19 protein-coding genes are annotated in these 16,388 nt (G+C 68.4%); 6 read left to right on the top strand and 13 right to left on the bottom strand.

The features are described from left to right. Positions 1–52: 52 nt before the first annotated feature. The 5 genes from NKJ07_RS18060 to NKJ07_RS18040 form a co-directional block, all read right to left on the bottom strand. Positions 53–934, bottom strand: coding sequence for a DMT family transporter (locus NKJ07_RS18060; RefSeq protein ID WP_318568178.1), 882 nt, complete (start codon positions 932–934; stop codon positions 53–55). Between the two features lie 414 nt (positions 935–1,348). Continuing rightward, positions 1,349–1,939 carry a DUF7411 family protein gene (locus tag NKJ07_RS18055; protein WP_318568177.1) on the bottom strand — a complete coding sequence of 197 codons (591 nt, stop codon included), beginning with the start codon at positions 1,937–1,939 and terminating at the stop codon, positions 1,349–1,351. Beyond that, positions 1,939–2,307 (bottom strand): DNA-binding protein, encoded by a 369-nt coding sequence (locus NKJ07_RS18050; RefSeq protein ID WP_318568176.1) that lies wholly within the window; start codon positions 2,305–2,307, stop codon positions 1,939–1,941. Before NKJ07_RS18050 ends, NKJ07_RS18055 begins: the two co-directional genes overlap by 1 nt. A gap of 84 nt (positions 2,308–2,391) precedes the next feature. Next, positions 2,392–2,847 (bottom strand): 30S ribosomal protein S19e, encoded by a 456-nt coding sequence (locus tag NKJ07_RS18045; RefSeq protein WP_318568175.1) that lies wholly within the window; start codon positions 2,845–2,847, stop codon positions 2,392–2,394. A gap of 126 nt (positions 2,848–2,973) precedes the next feature. Continuing rightward, entirely contained in the window at positions 2,974–3,999 is a 1,026-nt protein-coding gene (locus tag NKJ07_RS18040) for a lysylphosphatidylglycerol synthase transmembrane domain-containing protein (protein ID WP_318568174.1), read from the bottom strand. Positions 4,000–4,174: 175 nt separating this feature from the next. Here NKJ07_RS18040 and thiL point away from each other — a divergent pair, with 175 nt between their 5' ends. Next, a complete protein-coding gene (gene thiL / locus NKJ07_RS18035; RefSeq protein ID WP_318568173.1) occupies positions 4,175–5,071 on the top strand; it encodes a thiamine-phosphate kinase in 897 nt (298 codons plus the stop codon). Between the two features lie 78 nt (positions 5,072–5,149). On the opposite strand, the gene NKJ07_RS18030 is transcribed toward thiL, so the two are convergent. The 3 genes from NKJ07_RS18030 to NKJ07_RS18020 form a co-directional block, all read right to left on the bottom strand. Next, positions 5,150–6,283, bottom strand: coding sequence for a site-2 protease family protein (locus tag NKJ07_RS18030; RefSeq protein ID WP_318568172.1), 1,134 nt, complete (start codon positions 6,281–6,283; stop codon positions 5,150–5,152). Between the two features lie 152 nt (positions 6,284–6,435). After that, entirely contained in the window at positions 6,436–6,696 is a 261-nt protein-coding gene (locus NKJ07_RS18025) for a DUF7123 family protein (RefSeq protein ID WP_318568171.1), read from the bottom strand. A 349-nt stretch (positions 6,697–7,045) separates the two neighbouring features. After that, positions 7,046–7,816 (bottom strand): molybdopterin synthase, encoded by a 771-nt coding sequence (locus NKJ07_RS18020; RefSeq protein WP_318568170.1) that lies wholly within the window; start codon positions 7,814–7,816, stop codon positions 7,046–7,048. A gap of 262 nt (positions 7,817–8,078) precedes the next feature. Here NKJ07_RS18020 and pyrH point away from each other — a divergent pair, with 262 nt between their 5' ends. Together pyrH and lysS are read left to right on the top strand one after the other, a co-directional pair. Next, on the top strand, positions 8,079–8,798 hold the full coding sequence (gene pyrH / locus NKJ07_RS18015; protein ID WP_318568169.1) for a UMP kinase: 720 nt from the start codon (positions 8,079–8,081) through the stop codon (positions 8,796–8,798). Then, complete coding sequence (lysS, locus tag NKJ07_RS18010) at positions 8,795–10,483, top strand: lysine--tRNA ligase (RefSeq protein ID WP_318568168.1); 1,689 nt, start codon at positions 8,795–8,797, stop codon at positions 10,481–10,483. Before pyrH ends, lysS begins: the two co-directional genes overlap by 4 nt. A 59-nt stretch (positions 10,484–10,542) precedes the next feature. Here the strand turns inward: lysS and NKJ07_RS18005 are convergent, their stop codons facing one another. The 3 genes from NKJ07_RS18005 to NKJ07_RS17995 all read right to left on the bottom strand — a co-directional run bounded on the left by NKJ07_RS18005 (position 10,543) and on the right by NKJ07_RS17995 (position 13,018). Beyond that, the gene (locus tag NKJ07_RS18005) at positions 10,543–11,352 is read right to left on the bottom strand and encodes a DUF2182 domain-containing protein (protein WP_318568167.1); all 810 of its coding nucleotides are present in this window, start codon (positions 11,350–11,352) and stop codon (positions 10,543–10,545) included. 28 nt (positions 11,353–11,380) lie between these two features. Continuing rightward, positions 11,381–11,995 (bottom strand): DUF1326 domain-containing protein, encoded by a 615-nt coding sequence (locus NKJ07_RS18000; RefSeq protein ID WP_318568166.1) that lies wholly within the window; start codon positions 11,993–11,995, stop codon positions 11,381–11,383. Positions 11,996–12,235: 240 nt separating this feature from the next. After that, complete coding sequence (locus tag NKJ07_RS17995) at positions 12,236–13,018, bottom strand: helix-turn-helix transcriptional regulator (RefSeq protein WP_318568165.1); 783 nt, start codon at positions 13,016–13,018, stop codon at positions 12,236–12,238. A gap of 200 nt (positions 13,019–13,218) precedes the next feature. Between NKJ07_RS17995 and NKJ07_RS17990 the strand changes: the two genes are divergently transcribed. The 3 genes from NKJ07_RS17990 (at position 13,219) to NKJ07_RS17980 (ending at position 15,721) form a co-directional block, all read left to right on the top strand. Further along, complete coding sequence (locus tag NKJ07_RS17990; RefSeq protein ID WP_318568164.1) at positions 13,219–13,413, top strand: hypothetical protein; 195 nt, start codon at positions 13,219–13,221, stop codon at positions 13,411–13,413. Between the two features lie 170 nt (positions 13,414–13,583). Next, entirely contained in the window at positions 13,584–13,841 is a 258-nt protein-coding gene (locus NKJ07_RS17985; protein ID WP_318568163.1) for a hypothetical protein, read from the top strand. Positions 13,842–13,930: 89 nt separating this feature from the next. Beyond that, complete coding sequence (locus tag NKJ07_RS17980) at positions 13,931–15,721, top strand: site-2 protease family protein (RefSeq protein ID WP_318568162.1); 1,791 nt, start codon at positions 13,931–13,933, stop codon at positions 15,719–15,721. Positions 15,722–15,762: 41 nt separating this feature from the next. Here NKJ07_RS17980 and NKJ07_RS17975 read toward each other — a convergent pair whose 3' ends face one another. Both NKJ07_RS17975 and NKJ07_RS17970 read right to left on the bottom strand, forming a co-directional pair. Beyond that, positions 15,763–16,146, bottom strand: coding sequence for a cupin domain-containing protein (locus tag NKJ07_RS17975; protein ID WP_318568161.1), 384 nt, complete (start codon positions 16,144–16,146; stop codon positions 15,763–15,765). Between the two features lie 51 nt (positions 16,147–16,197). Then, entirely contained in the window at positions 16,198–16,368 is a 171-nt protein-coding gene (locus tag NKJ07_RS17970; RefSeq protein WP_318568160.1) for a hypothetical protein, read from the bottom strand. Positions 16,369–16,388 lie beyond the last annotated feature (20 nt).

Genomic DNA, 16,388 nt, shown 5'->3' with positions numbered 1-16,388 from the left:
CGACTCGGGCGCTTGAAGCTGTTGAAGCCAGGTCCGATGTGGTGCACGCCGATCAGAGCGCGATGAGGCCGACCCCGCAGACGGCCAGTCCGGCGGCGACGAGCCTGGTGGCGAAGGCGCGCTCGCGGAGGACCACCCCTCCCAGGACGACCGCGACGATCGCCTGGGTGTTGATGATCGGCGAGGCGATGCTCGCGGGAACCTGTTGGAACGCGAGCGCGGTGACGTGTTCGCCGAGCGCCACCCCGCCGCCGGCGGCGACGAACTTCGGCAGATCCGCGCGCACCGACACCCACTCACGGGCGGCGAGCGGGAGCACGACGACGAGCACGCCGAGGAGGAGCGTCGGGACCCACAGTTCGGGCTGGATCCCCAGTTCCTGCAGTGCGAGGCGCTTGCCCACGTCGCTAATGGCGTAACACACGGCGCTCAACAGCGCCAACTGCGCGGGGCGGGCGGTCGCGGCCTTCCGGAGGGGATCGAGCAGGCTCCCCGTGCGGTAGTTCGCGACGTACACCGCGAGCGTGGCGACGACGACGCCCACGACCTGGAGCGGGGTCAGCCGCTGGTGCAACAGCAGCACCTCGATAGGGAGGACGAAGACGGGGACGATCTTGCTGATCGGGGCGACGTACGACACTTCGCCGGCGTCCAGCGCCCGGAGGAACACGAGGAAGGCGACCGCGCTCGTCACGACCGTGCCGACGACGACGGCGAGTTGGCTCGCGCCGACGGCGGTGGCGTCGGGCAGGCCTGCCGCTCGCACACGTGTCACCGCGACCGGGAGGTACCACGCGACGGCGACGGCGTTGATGACGACGGTCAACACCGTCCCCGGATATCGCGAGAAGAAGCGCTTCAGGACGAAGATGTACGTCCCCCAGACGACCGCGGCCGCGAGTGAGAAGCCGACACCGGGCGAGAGGGGGACCATTACTGGTGCGTGGCCCACAGGAACCCAAAGGCGTTCGGATTCCGTGCTCGGTCGGGGTCGAGTACGCGACGGACCGGTCGGGCGGAGCGTGACGGGGACTCCGAAGACGGAGAACTCGGACAGTACAGGGTGGACAGAAACGGGACGGACGAAACCGCCAGCGCGGTTCCCGCACGTCCGCACCAGCCGACTGCGCTCCTCGCGCCGTCGGCGCTGTGGTGCTCGTCCACCGGAGTGACAGAGTCGCTCCGAGCCGTTCGACCGTTCGGGTCGGTCACTCCCGAAGACCCCGCCGCGGATCGCCCGACGAGACCCGCGGTTTCGCTCGCTCCCGTTCGCTCTCCTCACGGGAACGCGGAGGAACCGCGCGACGCCGCGTGCCACCACACGGAAACGGGCCCGACCCGAGACGCGTCATTTCAGTCCACGAACGCGCGTCTGGACGTGGTCGGGGAACACCTCGCCGACGGCGTCGGCTCCGTGGGCGTCGGCGAGGAGCGCGCGGAGTTCGGACTCGTAGTCGGCCTTGGGGACCTCCGCGCTGGGTCCGGATTCGACGTCGAGCGTGCGCTCGACGAGCCGGTCGATCGCGCGACGGCCGAACCCCGACAGCGGGGAGAGGTAGTCGACGTCGTGGCGGTCCTCGAGCGACTGCGCCTGTGCGCGGGAGACAGTCGGGACGCGGTCGTCCCGGCGGGTGCCGTCGGCGACCGCGGTGACGTCCAGTTCCGCGACCCGTTCGAGCGCGTGGGTGTGGACCCGCTGGATCCCGTTTCGGGGGTAGCCGTCGTCGTACATCCGGTCGACCGCCTCGCGGGCGACCGCGCGGTCGAGTTCGACGCGCTCGAAGCCGTAGCCGAGTTCACCGGCGGCCTCGCGGGCGTGCCGCCAGTCGTCGGTGACGCCGAAACACGCGGTCACGAGCGTCACGTCGTAAAACGAGTCGAGCAGGAGTGCAGCCAGCGTGGAGTCCTTGCCGCCGCTGTACAACAGGGCCAGCTCCATCACCGGCGTCGGATGTTGAAGCTCTTCGAGTCGGGCTGCATCTCCTTCAGCAGGCTCTTCATCTGCTCCTCGTCGATGCGCTGTTGGAGTCGCCCGCTCTGGGCGAGCGCGACGAGCTGGCGCTCGACCTGGTCGGCGAAGTCGGGCTTGGACATCTGGACCGCGTTGAGCCGCTGTCGCGCCCCGTCGGTGAGGTGCTGCTTGAGAAGCGCCTGTTTCTGGGCCTCGGCCTGCTCCTGGGCGGCCTGTTGTGCCTCCTCGTCGACGGCTCCTTGTCCCTGCCCCTGTCCTTGCTGTTGCTCGCGGAGTTCCTGCATCTTCTTCTCGCGGAGTTCTTCGAGCCGGTCGTCGTCTGGGCTGCCGCTCATACAGACGTCTTCGCGGTTGCGACAAAAAACGGTTACGGACCCCTCAGCCCGGGGATCTTCGCCGAGAACCGGCGGAAGCGGCGCTCAGGCGTACCGTTCCAGATCGGGACGATCCAGCGACTCGAGCACGTCGCCGGCGACGGAGTCGAGGAAGCTCTGGCCCTCGGGGGTGATGCGGCGGCCCTCGCCTCTAACCGTCGTCACCATCCCCTCGTCTTCGAGCTGCTGGAGGATGACGCGGATGATCTTCTTCGAGCCGTCCGACTGGCTGGCCTTCGCGACGCGGTAGCGGTTCGACCCGCGCTTCTTGCCGCCGTACTCGGTCGCGAGGCGGTCGATGCCGCGCGGGCCGTCGATCGCGAGCTTGCGGAGCAGTGACGCGGCGCGGACGTACCAGAAGTCGTCCTGCTGTGGCGGGAGTTCCCGGTCGGAGCCGGTCTTCGTGAAACTCGCCCAGTCCGGTTGTTCGATCCGGTCTTCGAGTTCCGCGGCGACCGCCTCGATGAGGTCGTCCGCCGGGACGTCATAGAGGGTTACCATGGCCGTTTCTTCCCGAGGACGGCGTTTAAACCCATCGTATCACGGCGGCAGCGTGCGGGCGTCTCACACGCTCTGGACGGCGTCGGGGGCGCGTCACGGCCTGGAGTAGTGTCTCCCCGGGCCGCCTTAGACGCGGCTCCCGGCCCCGGTCGTGCCGACGACGGCGCCGCCGAGGACGACCGGCGTCCAGTAGACGAAGCCCCGAAAGAGGACCACGCCGGCGGTCGCGATCTTGAACCCGACGGCGGGCGAGGCGGCGGCGATGAGGATGGCGAGCGTCCACTCGATGCCGCCGGCCCCGCCCGGCAGTGGGGTGACGCCCGCGATGGCACCGATCGGGACCACGAACAGCGCGATCGAGAAGGCGATTGGTTCGCCGATCGCGGCGAAGGCGAACCAGAGCGCGGCCATCTGGAGGCCCCAGCCGAGCGAGGAGAGCGCGAGCGCGAACGCCAGCCCGCGGGGGTTCGCCGCGACCCGCTCGATGGCGCGAAAGAAGCCGGTGATCCGGCTTTCGAGCCCGTCAGCCGTCGGGACCGACACGCGCGGGACGACTCGGGCGACCGCACGGATCGCCGGGATGAGCGCGTCGATGACCCGGTGTTCGAGTTCGTACCGACGGGTCCAGCCGACGTACACGAGCGACGGGACGAGAAGCGCGAGCACGCCGACCGCGCCGAGCGCGAACTCCAAGCGCCGACCGAGCGTCACCTCGGTGGCGTAGTAGCCCGCGCCGATGAGCGCGATCGTGATCGAGGGGACGAAGTTGAGCGTGTCGACGCTCGCGATGGCGGCCAGGCCGGTCTCGTACTCGGTGTCGGTCGCGCGGTTGATCAGGAGGGCCGTGACGGGTTCGCCGCCGGCCTGCCCGAACGGCGTGATGTTGTTCGAGAACATCGCGCCGCAGAACACCAAGAACGAGCGGATCCGGGAGAGTTCGACGCCAAGGACGCCGAGGACGGTCCGCAACGCCCCGCCCCACGCGGCCAGCCACGCGAGCGTCGCGAGGAAGACGAGCCCCGTGTACCGGGGATCGGCCGTCGTGAGCTGCGTGACGAGGTCGTCGATGCCCGCGGTGTAGAGCAACACGGCGAACACCGCGAGGGTCGCCGCGAACCCGATGAGAGTCGCGCGAAGGTTCTCGCGGGCCATACCGGCGCGTGGCGGAGCGCGTGCATTAAGCCTCCGGAACCGTCCGTGCGCGTCCGCTTCGGGCCGTCCGCTCGGCGGCGGACGCCACCACCATGTCGGCCGGCGCGGGTGCGTGGCGACCGCGACCACGGACGGAAGGGAAGCTTTTCTACGGGGGGCGACGACCCCTGGCCGCATGGACGAGCGGACCGCCCTGCGGGTGCTCGCCGACACGCTCCCGGCCGCCGGGGACGACGCGGCCGTCGTCGACGACCTGGTGGTGACCACGGACATGCTCCACGAGACGACGGACTTCCCGCCCGGGACGACGCGGTACACTGCCGGGTGGCGGGCCGTCGGCGCCTCGCTGTCCGACGTGGCGGCGATGGGCGTTCCCGCCCTCGCCGCGGTCGCCGCCTACGCCGCCCCGCGGTTCGACGAGACCGAACTGGCCGCGTTCCTCGACGGCGCCCGCGACGTCTCCGACCGCGTCGACGCCGCGTACGTCGGGGGCGACCTGGACCACCACGAGGAGTTCACCGTCGCGACGACCGCGATCGGTCGCGCCGGCGACGCCGAGCCGGTCCGTCGGTCGGGGGCGTCCCCCGGCGAGGTCGTCTGCGTCACCGGGAGTCTGGGCCGCAGCGCCGCGGGCCTCCGCGCATTCGAGCGCGGCGACACCGACCGCGGCAACGACCTGTTTCGGTTTTCGCCCCGGATCCACGAGGGCGAACGGCTCGCCGCGGACGCGACCGCGATGATGGATTCCAGTGACGGCCTCGCCCGGTCGCTCCACCAGCTGGCCGAGGCGTCGGACTGCGGCTTCGCCGTCGACTCGGCGCAGGTGCCCGTCCACGACGCCCTCCGGTCGTACGCCGAGGCCGACGAGGTGTGGGACCTGGCGGCGCAGTTCGGCGAGGACTTCGAACTCGTCTGTACGCTCCCGTCGGGGGCCGTCGACGGGGCGAGCGTCGCGCTCAACGCGGTCGGCACCCCCTTGTCGGTCGTAGGGCGAGTCGTCGACGCCGACGAGGGGATCACGGTCGACGGCGACTCACTCTCGGACCGCGGCTACACCCACGGCCAGGAGTAGCGAGCGGCCGTCGAGCCGGCGATTAATATCCCGTTAACGACCGTCTCTCCGGGGAGCCCACCGGGATCCTCCGCCGGGTTACACGCCCATGATCCGGATGGGGACGAGGAGGAAACAGAGCGCGCCGAGGGCGAACGTGAGCAGCCCGATCGCCTGCCGCCGCGTGTCCAACGGCGTCTCGTCGATCGGGTCCGCCGGGCCGTTGTAGGCGATGACCGTCGCGAACAGGCCCCAGAAGGCCCAGAGGCCGACGGATTCGTTGAGCCCGAGCCCGCGACCGTAGTGGAGGTACGCCGCGAGGCCGAACAAACCGAGTGGCACCAGCGCGGCGACGGTCTCCTGTCGCTCGCCGAGCATCGCGCGGAGCATGTGGCCCCCGTCGAGTTGCCCGACGGGGAGGAGGTTGAGCACGGTGAAGAACATCCCGACCCAGCCGCCGATGATGACCGGATGGACCGTCTTCGTCGGGTCGGTGTAGCTGGTCGGTTGGCCGATGGCGGCCGCGATGAGGTCGAGCAGGGGTGGGTTGTTGAACACGATGACCTCGCCGCTCTGTTGGAGTACCCGGGCGGGGATCGTCATCGGGGCCAGCGAGAGGCCGACGACCGTGACGACGATCGTGGCGGCGAGTCCCGCCAGCGGGCCGGCAACGCCGATGTCGAACAGGGCTCGCCGGTCGGGCATCTGTCCACGCATGCGGATGATCGCCCCGAGGGTGCCGAACGGGAAGATGAACGGGATGAGATACGGGAGCGAGACATCGACGCCGTGGTAGCGGCCGACGACGTAGTGACCGAGTTCGTGCGCAGAGAGCACGCCCAGGACCGCGGCGGTAAACGGCCACGCCTGCAGGACGAGAAGCGGGTTCCGCTGGATCCCTTCGAGCGGAACGTAGTACCACGCGACGCTGCCGACGAACAGCGTCGACAACACCGTCGCGACGAACAGCCCCAGGTTCTTCCACGGCACTCCGTCCGGGCCGTGCGAGACCGGTTCGGCGATGACGACGTCCTCCGCGCCCGAGCGCGTCGTCGCCAGGCGGGCCTCGTAGCCCGCCTCACGGAACGCCGGCCACACCTCCTCGATGACCGTCCCGCGCGAGGCGAGCGCCTCGCCGTAAAAGAGCACCCGGTCGCCGTCGTGATGCGTCTCGCGGAGGTGGAAGACGGACTGGAGCGCCTCTCTGGGCGCGTCCGACTCGGCCGAATCCATCACCCGTGGTAGGAGAGACACCAGTATAAATCCCGTGTCGCCCAGCGACGGCGCTGATCGTACACGAAAAGCAACCGCAAGAAGCGGGGGGAACGCCGAGTCGGTCGAACGGCGGGGACCGCGCTCGGACGACTGTTGCTGCGATGCGGGGTTCAGGCAGGCACGGCGTCCTTCCGCTCGATGCGCCACGTGGTCGCGGACGTGTACGACCACTTCTCAATCTCGAGCTCGGCCGCCGAGTCGCGGAGTTTGACCATCAGGGCACCGATCTCTTTGGGGGAGAGGCCGACGTCGTCGGCGATGAACTTGCTCTTGAAGTACATCTCGCCGTCCTGCGCCTTCTCGACGAGATACTGCTTCAGGCGTTCTTCTTTCGAGCCGTTGTCGGTGGAGGGGGAGATGGTTGCGCTCATTTCGTTCAACCTCGTCTCTCGGCTTGTCCTGAGTGGGTATATAAAGGGAGGAACGTTAGGAGCAGTTCGGATGCTTTCAGCCCGAATCGACGTTTTACGAACGGTTCAGAACGCTTCCAAATTCTTTTAGACATTTTACACGCCGATCTGAGAATTTAATTCACTTCTATATATTGTGAATCGGAAGCGGCGTGAACGGTCCGAAAACCCGTCTGACGGGCGGCATACTACGGCAATTTTTTCTTGTTTCTGGCGGCCGGAGGCGTGAGACGCACCCGGTCGACGGCGTGAGCGCGCCCGCGGCGAGAGGTCCAGCGCGCGGCGAGTCGCGGTGTCGAACACCAGTGACCTACCGCTCGTGCCGCCAGAACGTGTCCTCGACCGTGACCTCCTTCTTGAACAGCGGAACCTCGTCTTTGAGACGGTTGATCCCGTCCTCGACGGTCCGGAACGCTTCCCCACGGTGGCCCGCGAGGACGACCACGAAGACGATGTCGTCGCCGTCGGGGATGACGCCCGTCCGGTGGTGCATCCTGACGTCGAGGACGCCGTCGCGTTCCTCCAGTTCGCGGCAGATCGTCGCCATGCGTTCCTCTGCGACGCCCTCGTACTTCTCGAACTCCAGCGCCGTGGTTCGGGGGTCGTCGGCGGCGTCCTTGGCCCGGACGCGGCCGGTGAACGTGGCGATAGCGCCCGCGCGGTCGGCTCGGGGAGACGCCTTGACCCGTTCGACGAGCGATCCCAGCGTGACGTGCGGTTCGACGCCCGCGAGGACGTCAAGCAGTCGGTCGATGTCGACCGCGTCGGCCTCGGTGGCCCGGAGGAGCACGTCGGACGCCTCCGCGTCGCCGAGGACGACCGTCGGGAGCCCGATCCCCTCGAAACCGACACACACCGCGTGTGCGTACCGGGGGGCGAGATCGTCGACGAGGTCGTCGAGCGAGCGCCCGCTCCCCCGTGCCCCCCAGGTCCCCCCGGCGGTCAGCCGGTACGTGTCCGCGGTCCCCGAGCGGTCGAGCGTGTCGGCGGACTCGACGACCGCGACGGGCCCGTCGAGCCGGGACGTGAGCCGCGCCGCCAGCCGCCCCGCCTCCGGCCCGGCGATGCCAAATACTCGCATACTCCCAACCCGGTGACCGACCGGCTTTAGTGTTTCCCGCTCGGCCTCCGTCACCCGAACGATGAGGCTCGCGACCGGACCGGACGGCCGCCGGACGGGGAGCCAGCACCGGCAGCCGGAGCGAGACGGAGCGGCGGGGTGGCGCGTCTCCGGGGCCGGGTGCGGGAAAATCACCGCCGCTGGGCGGTGAGTCGGGCGTGACGCCGTCGGGTGCCCGCGGACTTGATAACTCTTAAGCCTCGCTCTCGGCAATCCGGTGCCAATGAGAGTCGTGGTTTCTATCGGCGGGAGTGTGCTCGCGCCACAGCTCGACGCCAGACGCGTCGAGCGTCACGCCGCCGTCGTCGAGTCCCTCGCGGCCGAAGGATGCGAACTCGGGATCGTCGTCGGCGGCGGGGGCGTCGCCCGCGACTACATCGGAGCCGCGCGTGACCTCGGGGCCAACGAAGTCCAGCTCGACCAGCTCGGGATCGACGTGACGCGGATCAACGCGCGCCTGCTCATCGCGGCGCTCGGACCGCGCGTCGACCCGAAGCCGGCCCACACGTACGAGGACGCCGGTGACTCCATCAGGAGGGGAGACGTATCGGTGATGGGCGGCGTCTCGCCGGGGCAGACGACCGACGCCGTCGCCGCGGCGCTCGCGGAGTACGTCAACGCCGACCTCCTGATCTACGCGACGAGCGTCGACGGCGTTTACAGCACCGACCCGAACGTGGAGTCGACCGCCGAGAAGTACGACGCGCTGTCGGCGTCCGAACTCGTGGACGTCATCGGCGACATCGAGATGAACGCGGGCGCGTCCGCCCCCGTCGATCTCCTGGCCGCGAAGCTCATCGAGCGGTCGAAGATGCGGACGATCGTCCTCGACGGCACCGACCCCGAGCGGATCGAGGCGGCCGCCCTCCGCGGGGACCACTCCGGGACGGACATCATTCCCGAGGGGACCGACGAAGCGCCGACGTACTGGGCGCAGGGATGACGGACGAGCAGTCGCCGGCGGCTGACGCGGGGGCGAGCGACATCGGTTCGAGTGCCGACGATGACGACGGCGACGACGCCGAGTACCGCGCCTTCTGGGCCGACGAGATCGCCGACGCGATCGAGGCACGATCCCCCACTGACCCCGTCGTGATCAAGGGCGGCGTCTCGCCGTCGGGGATCCCCCACCTGGGGCACTTCAACGAGATCATGCGCGGCTACTACGTCGCCGAAGTGCTCCGCGAGCGGGGCCACGAGGTCCGGCAGGTGTTCACCTCCGACGACCGCGACGCCCTCCGCAAGGTTCCGAGAACGCTCGCCGACGCCGACTGGAACCTGGTCGGCCTGGGAGAGGTCGACGCGGGCGCGCTCGGGCGAAACCTCGGCGTGCCCTACACGTCGATCCCCGACCCGTTCGACGACTGCGACCACGACTCCTACGGCGACCACTTCAGTGCCCTCTTGGAGGAGAGCGCCGACCGGATCGGCGTGCCGGTCGAGATGCTGTCGAACACCGCGATGTACGAGGCGGGCGAGTTCGACGACGTCGTCGGCCACGTCCTCGCCGAGGCCGATGTCGCCCGCGAGGTGCTGAGCGAGTATCAGGACGGTGTCGACGGCTCGTACGTCCCGTTCATGGCGCAGTGTGCCGAGTGCGGGAAGCTGACGACAGATATTCGACGGGTGGATCTCGACGCGGGAACGGTCGACTACGTCTGTTCCGGACTCGAAGCCGGCGGCCAGCAGATCGACGGCTGTGGCCACGAGGGGACCGCCTCGTTCAGGGAGGGAAAACTCCCCTGGCGGTTCGAGTGGCCCGCTCAGTGGCAGGTGCTCGGGGTCGACTTCGAACCGTTCGGCAAGGACCACGCCGAGGGGTCGTGGCCCTCCGGCGAGGACATCGCCGAGACCGTCCTCGGGATCGATCCGCCCGTCCCCATGACGTACGAGTGGTTCACGCTCAACGGCGAGCCGCTTTCTTCTTCTTCGGGCAACGTCGTCACCGTCGACGAGGTGCTCGAACTCCTCGAACCCGAGGTGTTGCGGTACTTCTTCGTTCGGAACCCCAAGAAGGCGAAGGACTTCGACGTCTCCCGGCTGGACCAACTCGTCGACGAGTTCGACCGCTTCGAGCGCGTCTACTTCGGCGAGGTCGAAGACGAGACTGTCGCCGCGCTCGCCGACCGCGCGTACCCCTTCGTCGTCGACGAGGTGCGGGAAGAGCGGGTCCGGATCCCCTACACGTTCGCGGCCGTGCTCGGGATGACCGACGACCGTGGGTTGCGAGAGCGGATGGCCCGCAACGAGGGCCACATCACCGACGACACGCCCGAGTGGGCGGTCGAGGAGGCGCTCGCGCGGGTCGAACAAGCCCGCGCGTGGGCCGAGCGCATGGACAACGAGTACAACTACCGCCTGCAGGCGGCGTTGCCCGAGGTCGACTTCGACCGGTCGACGGTGAGAGCGCTCGATGCCCTCGCCGACTTCGTCGAGGCGGGACACACGGGCGAGGAGATCCAGGGACAGATGTACGAACTCCCCGAGGAGTGCGGGATCGAGACGGGCGAGTTCTTCGGGGCCGGCTACCGGCTCTTCTTCGACGCCGACTCCGGTCCCCGACTCGGGGAGTTCCTCGGCGAACTCGACCGCGAGTTCGTGGTGCGGCGGCTCCGGCGCGAGGAGTAGCGTCGGGCGGGTATCGAGGCCCAGGTACGTGTTACCGTCGTGTGGGCGTTCCCCCGGTCTCAGCCGACGAGCGGGAGCTGACCCGCCACGACGAGCCCGAGTCCGACGACGCCGGAGACGAGCCCGGTGGCTGTCGCCAGCCGGTCGCCCCACGACACCATCCGTTCGAGCGACACGACGATCGTGATGCCGGCCATCCACAGCAGGTTCATCGAGCCGACGACGACCATGAGCCCCATCAGCGCCCAGCAACACCCGAGACAGAACACGCTGAACCGTCCGCTCAACCGTATCGCACCGCGGACCCCGGGGCGATAGTGGTCCGTGAGGAAGCCGAGCGGCGACCGGCAGTAGTCGAGACAGCGGTGCTTGTACGAGGAGAGCTGATACGCGGACAACACCAGCAGGGATGCGCCCAGAAGAACCGTGCCGCTCTCGGCGGCGAGGGTGGCGACCGGAACGACACGGTTCACCGCGAGCGGTACGACTCCCGTGAGTGCCCACACGACCGTGTACGTCCCCATGAACGCGCCGAGGCGCGTTATCCGCTCGGGCTTGGTCGTTCCCCGGAGCGTCCCGTTGTACAGCCGAAACAGCGGCACCGTCGCGGGATACATCATCGCGAGCATCATCACACCCCACATGAGCAGGTACAGTCCGACACCGGACGGCCCGTTCGCCAGCGCCATCGCCTCGGGCGCACCCGGATCGGCCATCCGCGTTCCCGCAGCCGTTCCCGATCCCGGCATCGGAAGCCATCGCTCGGCGAGCGCGACCCACGCCAACAGCGCGACCACGTACGTGGCAAGCGCGACGAACGGGATTCGGCTGAGATCGATGCGTTCTCGTAACCCGTCTCTCGTGTGCATGAAGCACGGTCCTCCTGAGCGCACCCGGTTACGCCCCGTACTCGAACTCGCCGAAGTAGGAGTTGTTGCCTGACACGTCCCAGGAGAACTCGTCGTTGAACGAAACGGTCGCCGTCGTGGACTTACCGGTCGACGCGGTCATCGATGGCGAGGTGAGCGGATGGGGTGACACCTCCCCGGGTAACTCTTCGATCCCGTCGATGGCGTCCGCCTCGACCGCCACGACGTCGCCCGCCACGACCGAGATGTGGCCGTTCTCCTTCGAGTAGGAGATCGGCACGACTGCGGTGTCCGTCACGTCTTCGACGAGTTCGGCGACGGCACCCATGACGCCGCCGGCTCGGCCCATGAAGATCTCTTCGAGCCCCGACGCCTGTTCGTCGGTCGCTTGCTCGTCCATGAGGACGACCAGATCCCACCCCCCATCGAAGAGGAGCCCCTGATCGTAGAGGAGGACGCCCACCGTGAGATCGCTCAGGTCGGCTCCCTCGTACACGCCCTCGTCGATGTGCCAGAAGAGGGCTGCGGTACACTCGTCGTCGTCGGGGGCTTCGTTCCACAGGCACTGACACGGTGCCGAGCAGTTGCAGGCCTCGACGAACTCCCCTTTGACGTTCCACCGGTTCTGGTTGTCTACTGCCATCGTTGTCCCTCCGCGACACAAACCGGTTCGATCGGGACGGGTATATAAGCGCCTAGTGAGATTCGCCCGACCCGTGACCGGCCTGCAGACGGTGCACGCGGCCCACTACGCGCAAGCGAGTGACCCGCCGTTCGACGCCCGCACCGTTCGACGCCATCGTCCTACCGGGAGCGTGGCGAGCGGCGCGGGTGACGACGCGACTGTCGGCTGCGGAAAACCCGTCTCGGGACGACGAGGTGACTACGGCTCGGAGACCGGCTCCGCCTCGCCGCGGTAGGTCTCGAACGTGTCGACGGCCCACCTGTGGACGCGGTCGGCGTCGCTACAGATCAGCCCCCGGGGGGTCGCCGCCTCGTCGACGAGTCCGACGCCCACACGGTCGTCGACGATCTGCAATATGAGGGGGACGCCCTCCGTTACCAGGACCCGCACGTCCTCCGAATCGCGCAAGTCATCGTACACCGCAGCCATCGCAGGATCGCTCACGAGCGTGTCGTAGACGCCGGGTGTCACCACCCCTTCGACGTGCATCCCCTCGTCAGAGACCAGCTCTCTGACGACGTCGAAGTACTGGACGGTGACCTGAGTCGTGAGGAAGCGGAGCCGTGTTCCGGCGCGCAGTTGCTGGCCTGCACGCCTGACCGGTGCCATCGGGTCGCTCTCGGTCGGGAACACGATCTCGGCGTCACGCAGACACCGAACGACGTCGAACTCCACGTCGTCGGTCGGGAACCACCGCATCACCTCGCGGAGCGTCTGCTCGGTCTCCATCCGTCCGAGCAGGCGCATCAGCCCCTCGACGACGAACGCACCCAGCGGTGTCGCCTCGAACTGGTGGCCCTCTTTTCCGATCCAGTGTCGGGCCTCGAACTCGCGGAGCATGCGACTGATCGTGGACGCCGACGCGCCGGTCAGCGCCCGGAGCTCCGATCGGCTCTGCGGGCCGTCAGCCAGCGCGTCAAGCACCGCTACGCGGTGCTCTGACCGGACGAGGTATTCGACGTCTTCGAGCGACGAGCTCATGATATCTCGCTCTTCCACAGTGTGGTATGGTTTCGAGTAGCATAGTGATTGCCGTCTCGGGACCGCGTCTTATCGAGTCGGGTTAGTCGACGGTCGCCGAGACGTATCGGCCCGACCGGTCGAGTCGGGCGACGGTCCACTCTCGCCGCGGCTCCCGGACACACAGAGCATATACGCGACGGCGAAGAAGCCGGACTGCGATGGATTGGTCTCTCCGTGACACGGCAGGAATCGTGGTCGTCCTCGCGATCACTGTCTCCGCCGCGAGTACCGTCGAAGGAATCGCTCAGGCGTTGATCGTTCTCGTCGGGGTCGTCGTCGCACTGCTCTGGATCGGTAACTTCGTGCTCCGTGGCTACACGGACGCGGTGCGAACACCGGACGCGGACGAGTGATCGTAGCTCCTGGCGTCGTTGCCCGTGGGTCCACCGGTCGAACGACGCGGCGGTGTGGGAATCACCCGGAGGGCTCGTGAGAGGAGACGAACCGCCGGTCATCGCTTCGACTGCGTCCGAGCAGGGGACACGCTCAAGAGGGTTGCGTACGTTCATCCCACGATAACAGCATGGGACTTCTCGACAGCAAACGTGGACTGGACGCGGACGACGGACCGTCGGCCGAGACCGAGGCCGAGACGAACGCGGACGCCACCGGGAACGGCGGTGGGAGGCGGCGCTGGCTCGTGGTGGCGCTGGTCGGCGTGGTCGCCGTCGGCGTGGTCCTGTCTCTCCGCTCGCGGCGGCGGGCCGCTCGAGAGGCGGAGTTCACCGAGATCGAACTCGAACCGACGGAGTCCGAGTCCGAATCCGCGTCCACGGAGTAGCGTCAGCCGTCTCTTCCCCGCCCGGTGTCGGTCGGCTCGGCGCGTTCCAATCCGAACGTCTTTGAGCGCGGCTCCCGTTTCTTCCGCTGATGAACACGCTGATCTGGGTGCTCGTCGGCGTCTTCGCCTACTCTTTCATCGGCTTCTTCCTGAAGTCGCGCGGCATCCTGCCCTCCTCCGTCCGCGTCCAGGGACCGCTCACCACGCTCCACACGAAGCGCGGGCGTGACTTCCTCGACTGGCTCGCCGGACCGAAGCGCTTCTGGCGAGCGTGGAGCAACGTCGGCGTCGGCATTACGCTCGTCGTGATGGTCGGCACGTTCGCCCTCCTCGTGTTCCAGGCCCTCACAATCCTCCAGAACCCGCCCGCCCCCACGCAGGTGAACCAGCCGCAGAACTTCCTCGTCATCCCGGGAGTCAACGACTTCCTCCCGCTCTCGGTCGCCCCGGAGATCGTTTTCGGCCTGCTCGTCGGGCTGGTCGTCCACGAGGGCGGGCACGGCCTCCTCTGTCGCGTCGAGGACATCGACATCGAGTCGATGGGACTTGTCTTTCTCACGCTCATCCCCGTCGGTGCGTTCGTCGAACCCGACGAGGACAGCCAGCGCGCCGCCGACCGCGGCGGCCGGACCCGGATGTTCGCCGCGGGCGTCACGAACAACTTCGCCATCACCGTCGTCGCCTTCGCGCTCCTCTTTGGCCCCGTCATCGGCGCGATCGGCGTCGCCCCCGGGATGGCCGTCCAGGGGACGTTCGAGGGGGCACCGGCCGCCGCCGCGGGGATAGAGAGCGGCGACCGGATCCTGGGCGTCGCGAACCAGAGCGTCTCCTCCGAGACCGAACTCGACGCGGTCCTGTCGTCGACGGACGCCCGAACCGTCGACGTCCGGATCGACAGCGGCGACGGGCCGCGGACGGTCGCGGTGGAGCGGAGCCTCGTCGTCGTCGGCTCCGTGGGCGGGAACCCGGCGAACTTCACCGTGTCGGGCGACGACGAGCCCATCGCGGTCACCGCGGTCAACGGCACGCCGGTGTACACCCGTGCGGGGCTCCGCGAGGCGACCGCGGACACCACCTTCGCCCGCCTGTCGACCTCCCGCGGGACGGTCACGGTCCCGGTGGGCGCGTACATCACACAGGTGGCCGACGATGGCCCCCTCGACGAGGGGGGTGCGCCGACGAACGGGAGCCTCATCATCACCGAGTTCGGCGGCGAGCGCGTCACGTCCTCCTCGGAGCTCAACGCCGCGCTCGACGGGACGAACCCCGGCGGTGAGGTGTCGATAACCGCCTGGCGCGACGGGTCGATGGAGTCGTACACCGTCACGCTCGGGGAGAACCCCCGCGACGGCAACGGCTTCCTCGGCGTGAACATCTTCCCGGGGACGAGCGGGCTCCTCCTGACGGACTTCGGCGCGCAGTCGTACCCCGCGGGGACCTACCTGACCCTGCTCGGCGGCGACGGCGGGAGCGCCCCGATCAACATCGTGGACTCACCGCTCGGACTGGTCTACGTCTCGCTCATCCTCCCGCTCGCGTCGGTCATCCTCGGCATCCCCAACTTCCCGGGCTTTACCCCCGCGGTGATGAACTTCTACGTGGTCGAGGGGCCACTGGCGGCGCTCGGGAGCGGCGTGTTCATCCTCGCGAACCTGCTGTTCTGGACGGCGTGGATCAACCTCCAGCTGGGGCTGTTCAACTGTATCCCGGGCTACCCGCTCGACGGCGGTCGCATCCTCCGCACCGGGACCGAGGCCATCGTCTCCCGGTTGCCCGTCTCCAGGCCGCACGCGCTCGTCCGCACCGTGACGACGAGCGTCGGGCTCGTGATGCTCGCGTCGCTCGTGTTGCTCATCTTCGGGCCGACGCTGTTGAGCTGAGCCCGGAGTTGACGGGCGAGCGGGCAGAACGGAGCTGCCCCTCAGGAGTCGGCGTCGAGGACGACGCCGTCGTCCTTGACGTTCGGCGCGCCGACGACGAACAGTTCGCCATCTTCGAGCGCCGTCAGCTGGCGGGCGACGTCGGGTTCGACCACGAGCACGTCGCGGGGGCCGAACTCGAACGTCTCCTCGTCTCCATCGCCGTGATCGAGCCGGACCTCGAATCGACCGGAGAGCGCGAGGTACAGCTCCTCCTGCTCCCGCTGGCGGTGGTACGGCGTCGACTCGCCGGCGGGGAGGTTCCAGACGGCCGGACGCATCTTCGAGGGGCGGAGTTCGTAACCGACGGGGACGACCGAGGCATCGGTGTCGGACCTGTCGACCGAAACCGCGTCGAGGTCGTCCAGTGAGGTGTGTGCGGGCATGCACGCGTACGAACAGCCGGTGACGGGATGAAGGTACCCCCGGACGACACCTCACCGGTCGAACCGCTCGGGGATCGCGTCGGACAGCGCGTCGAGACAGTCGGCCGACAGTGCGAGGAGGTCGGGGAGGGCAGCGAGGTCGAGTGAGACGCCGTGTGACCGCCGCTCCCGGGCCCGTCGCGGGTTCGTTCTCACCGTCCGGGAGCGACACGCAAGTCCCATACCCCTCCCCTCCTAACGTC

This window comes from Salinigranum marinum (genome assembly GCF_024228675.1).
GTDB classification, from domain to species: domain Archaea; phylum Halobacteriota; class Halobacteria; order Halobacteriales; family Haloferacaceae; genus Salinigranum; species Salinigranum marinum.
Note: the sequence above shows the minus strand (reverse complement) of the source record. Positions and strands in the feature narration are given on the sequence as shown.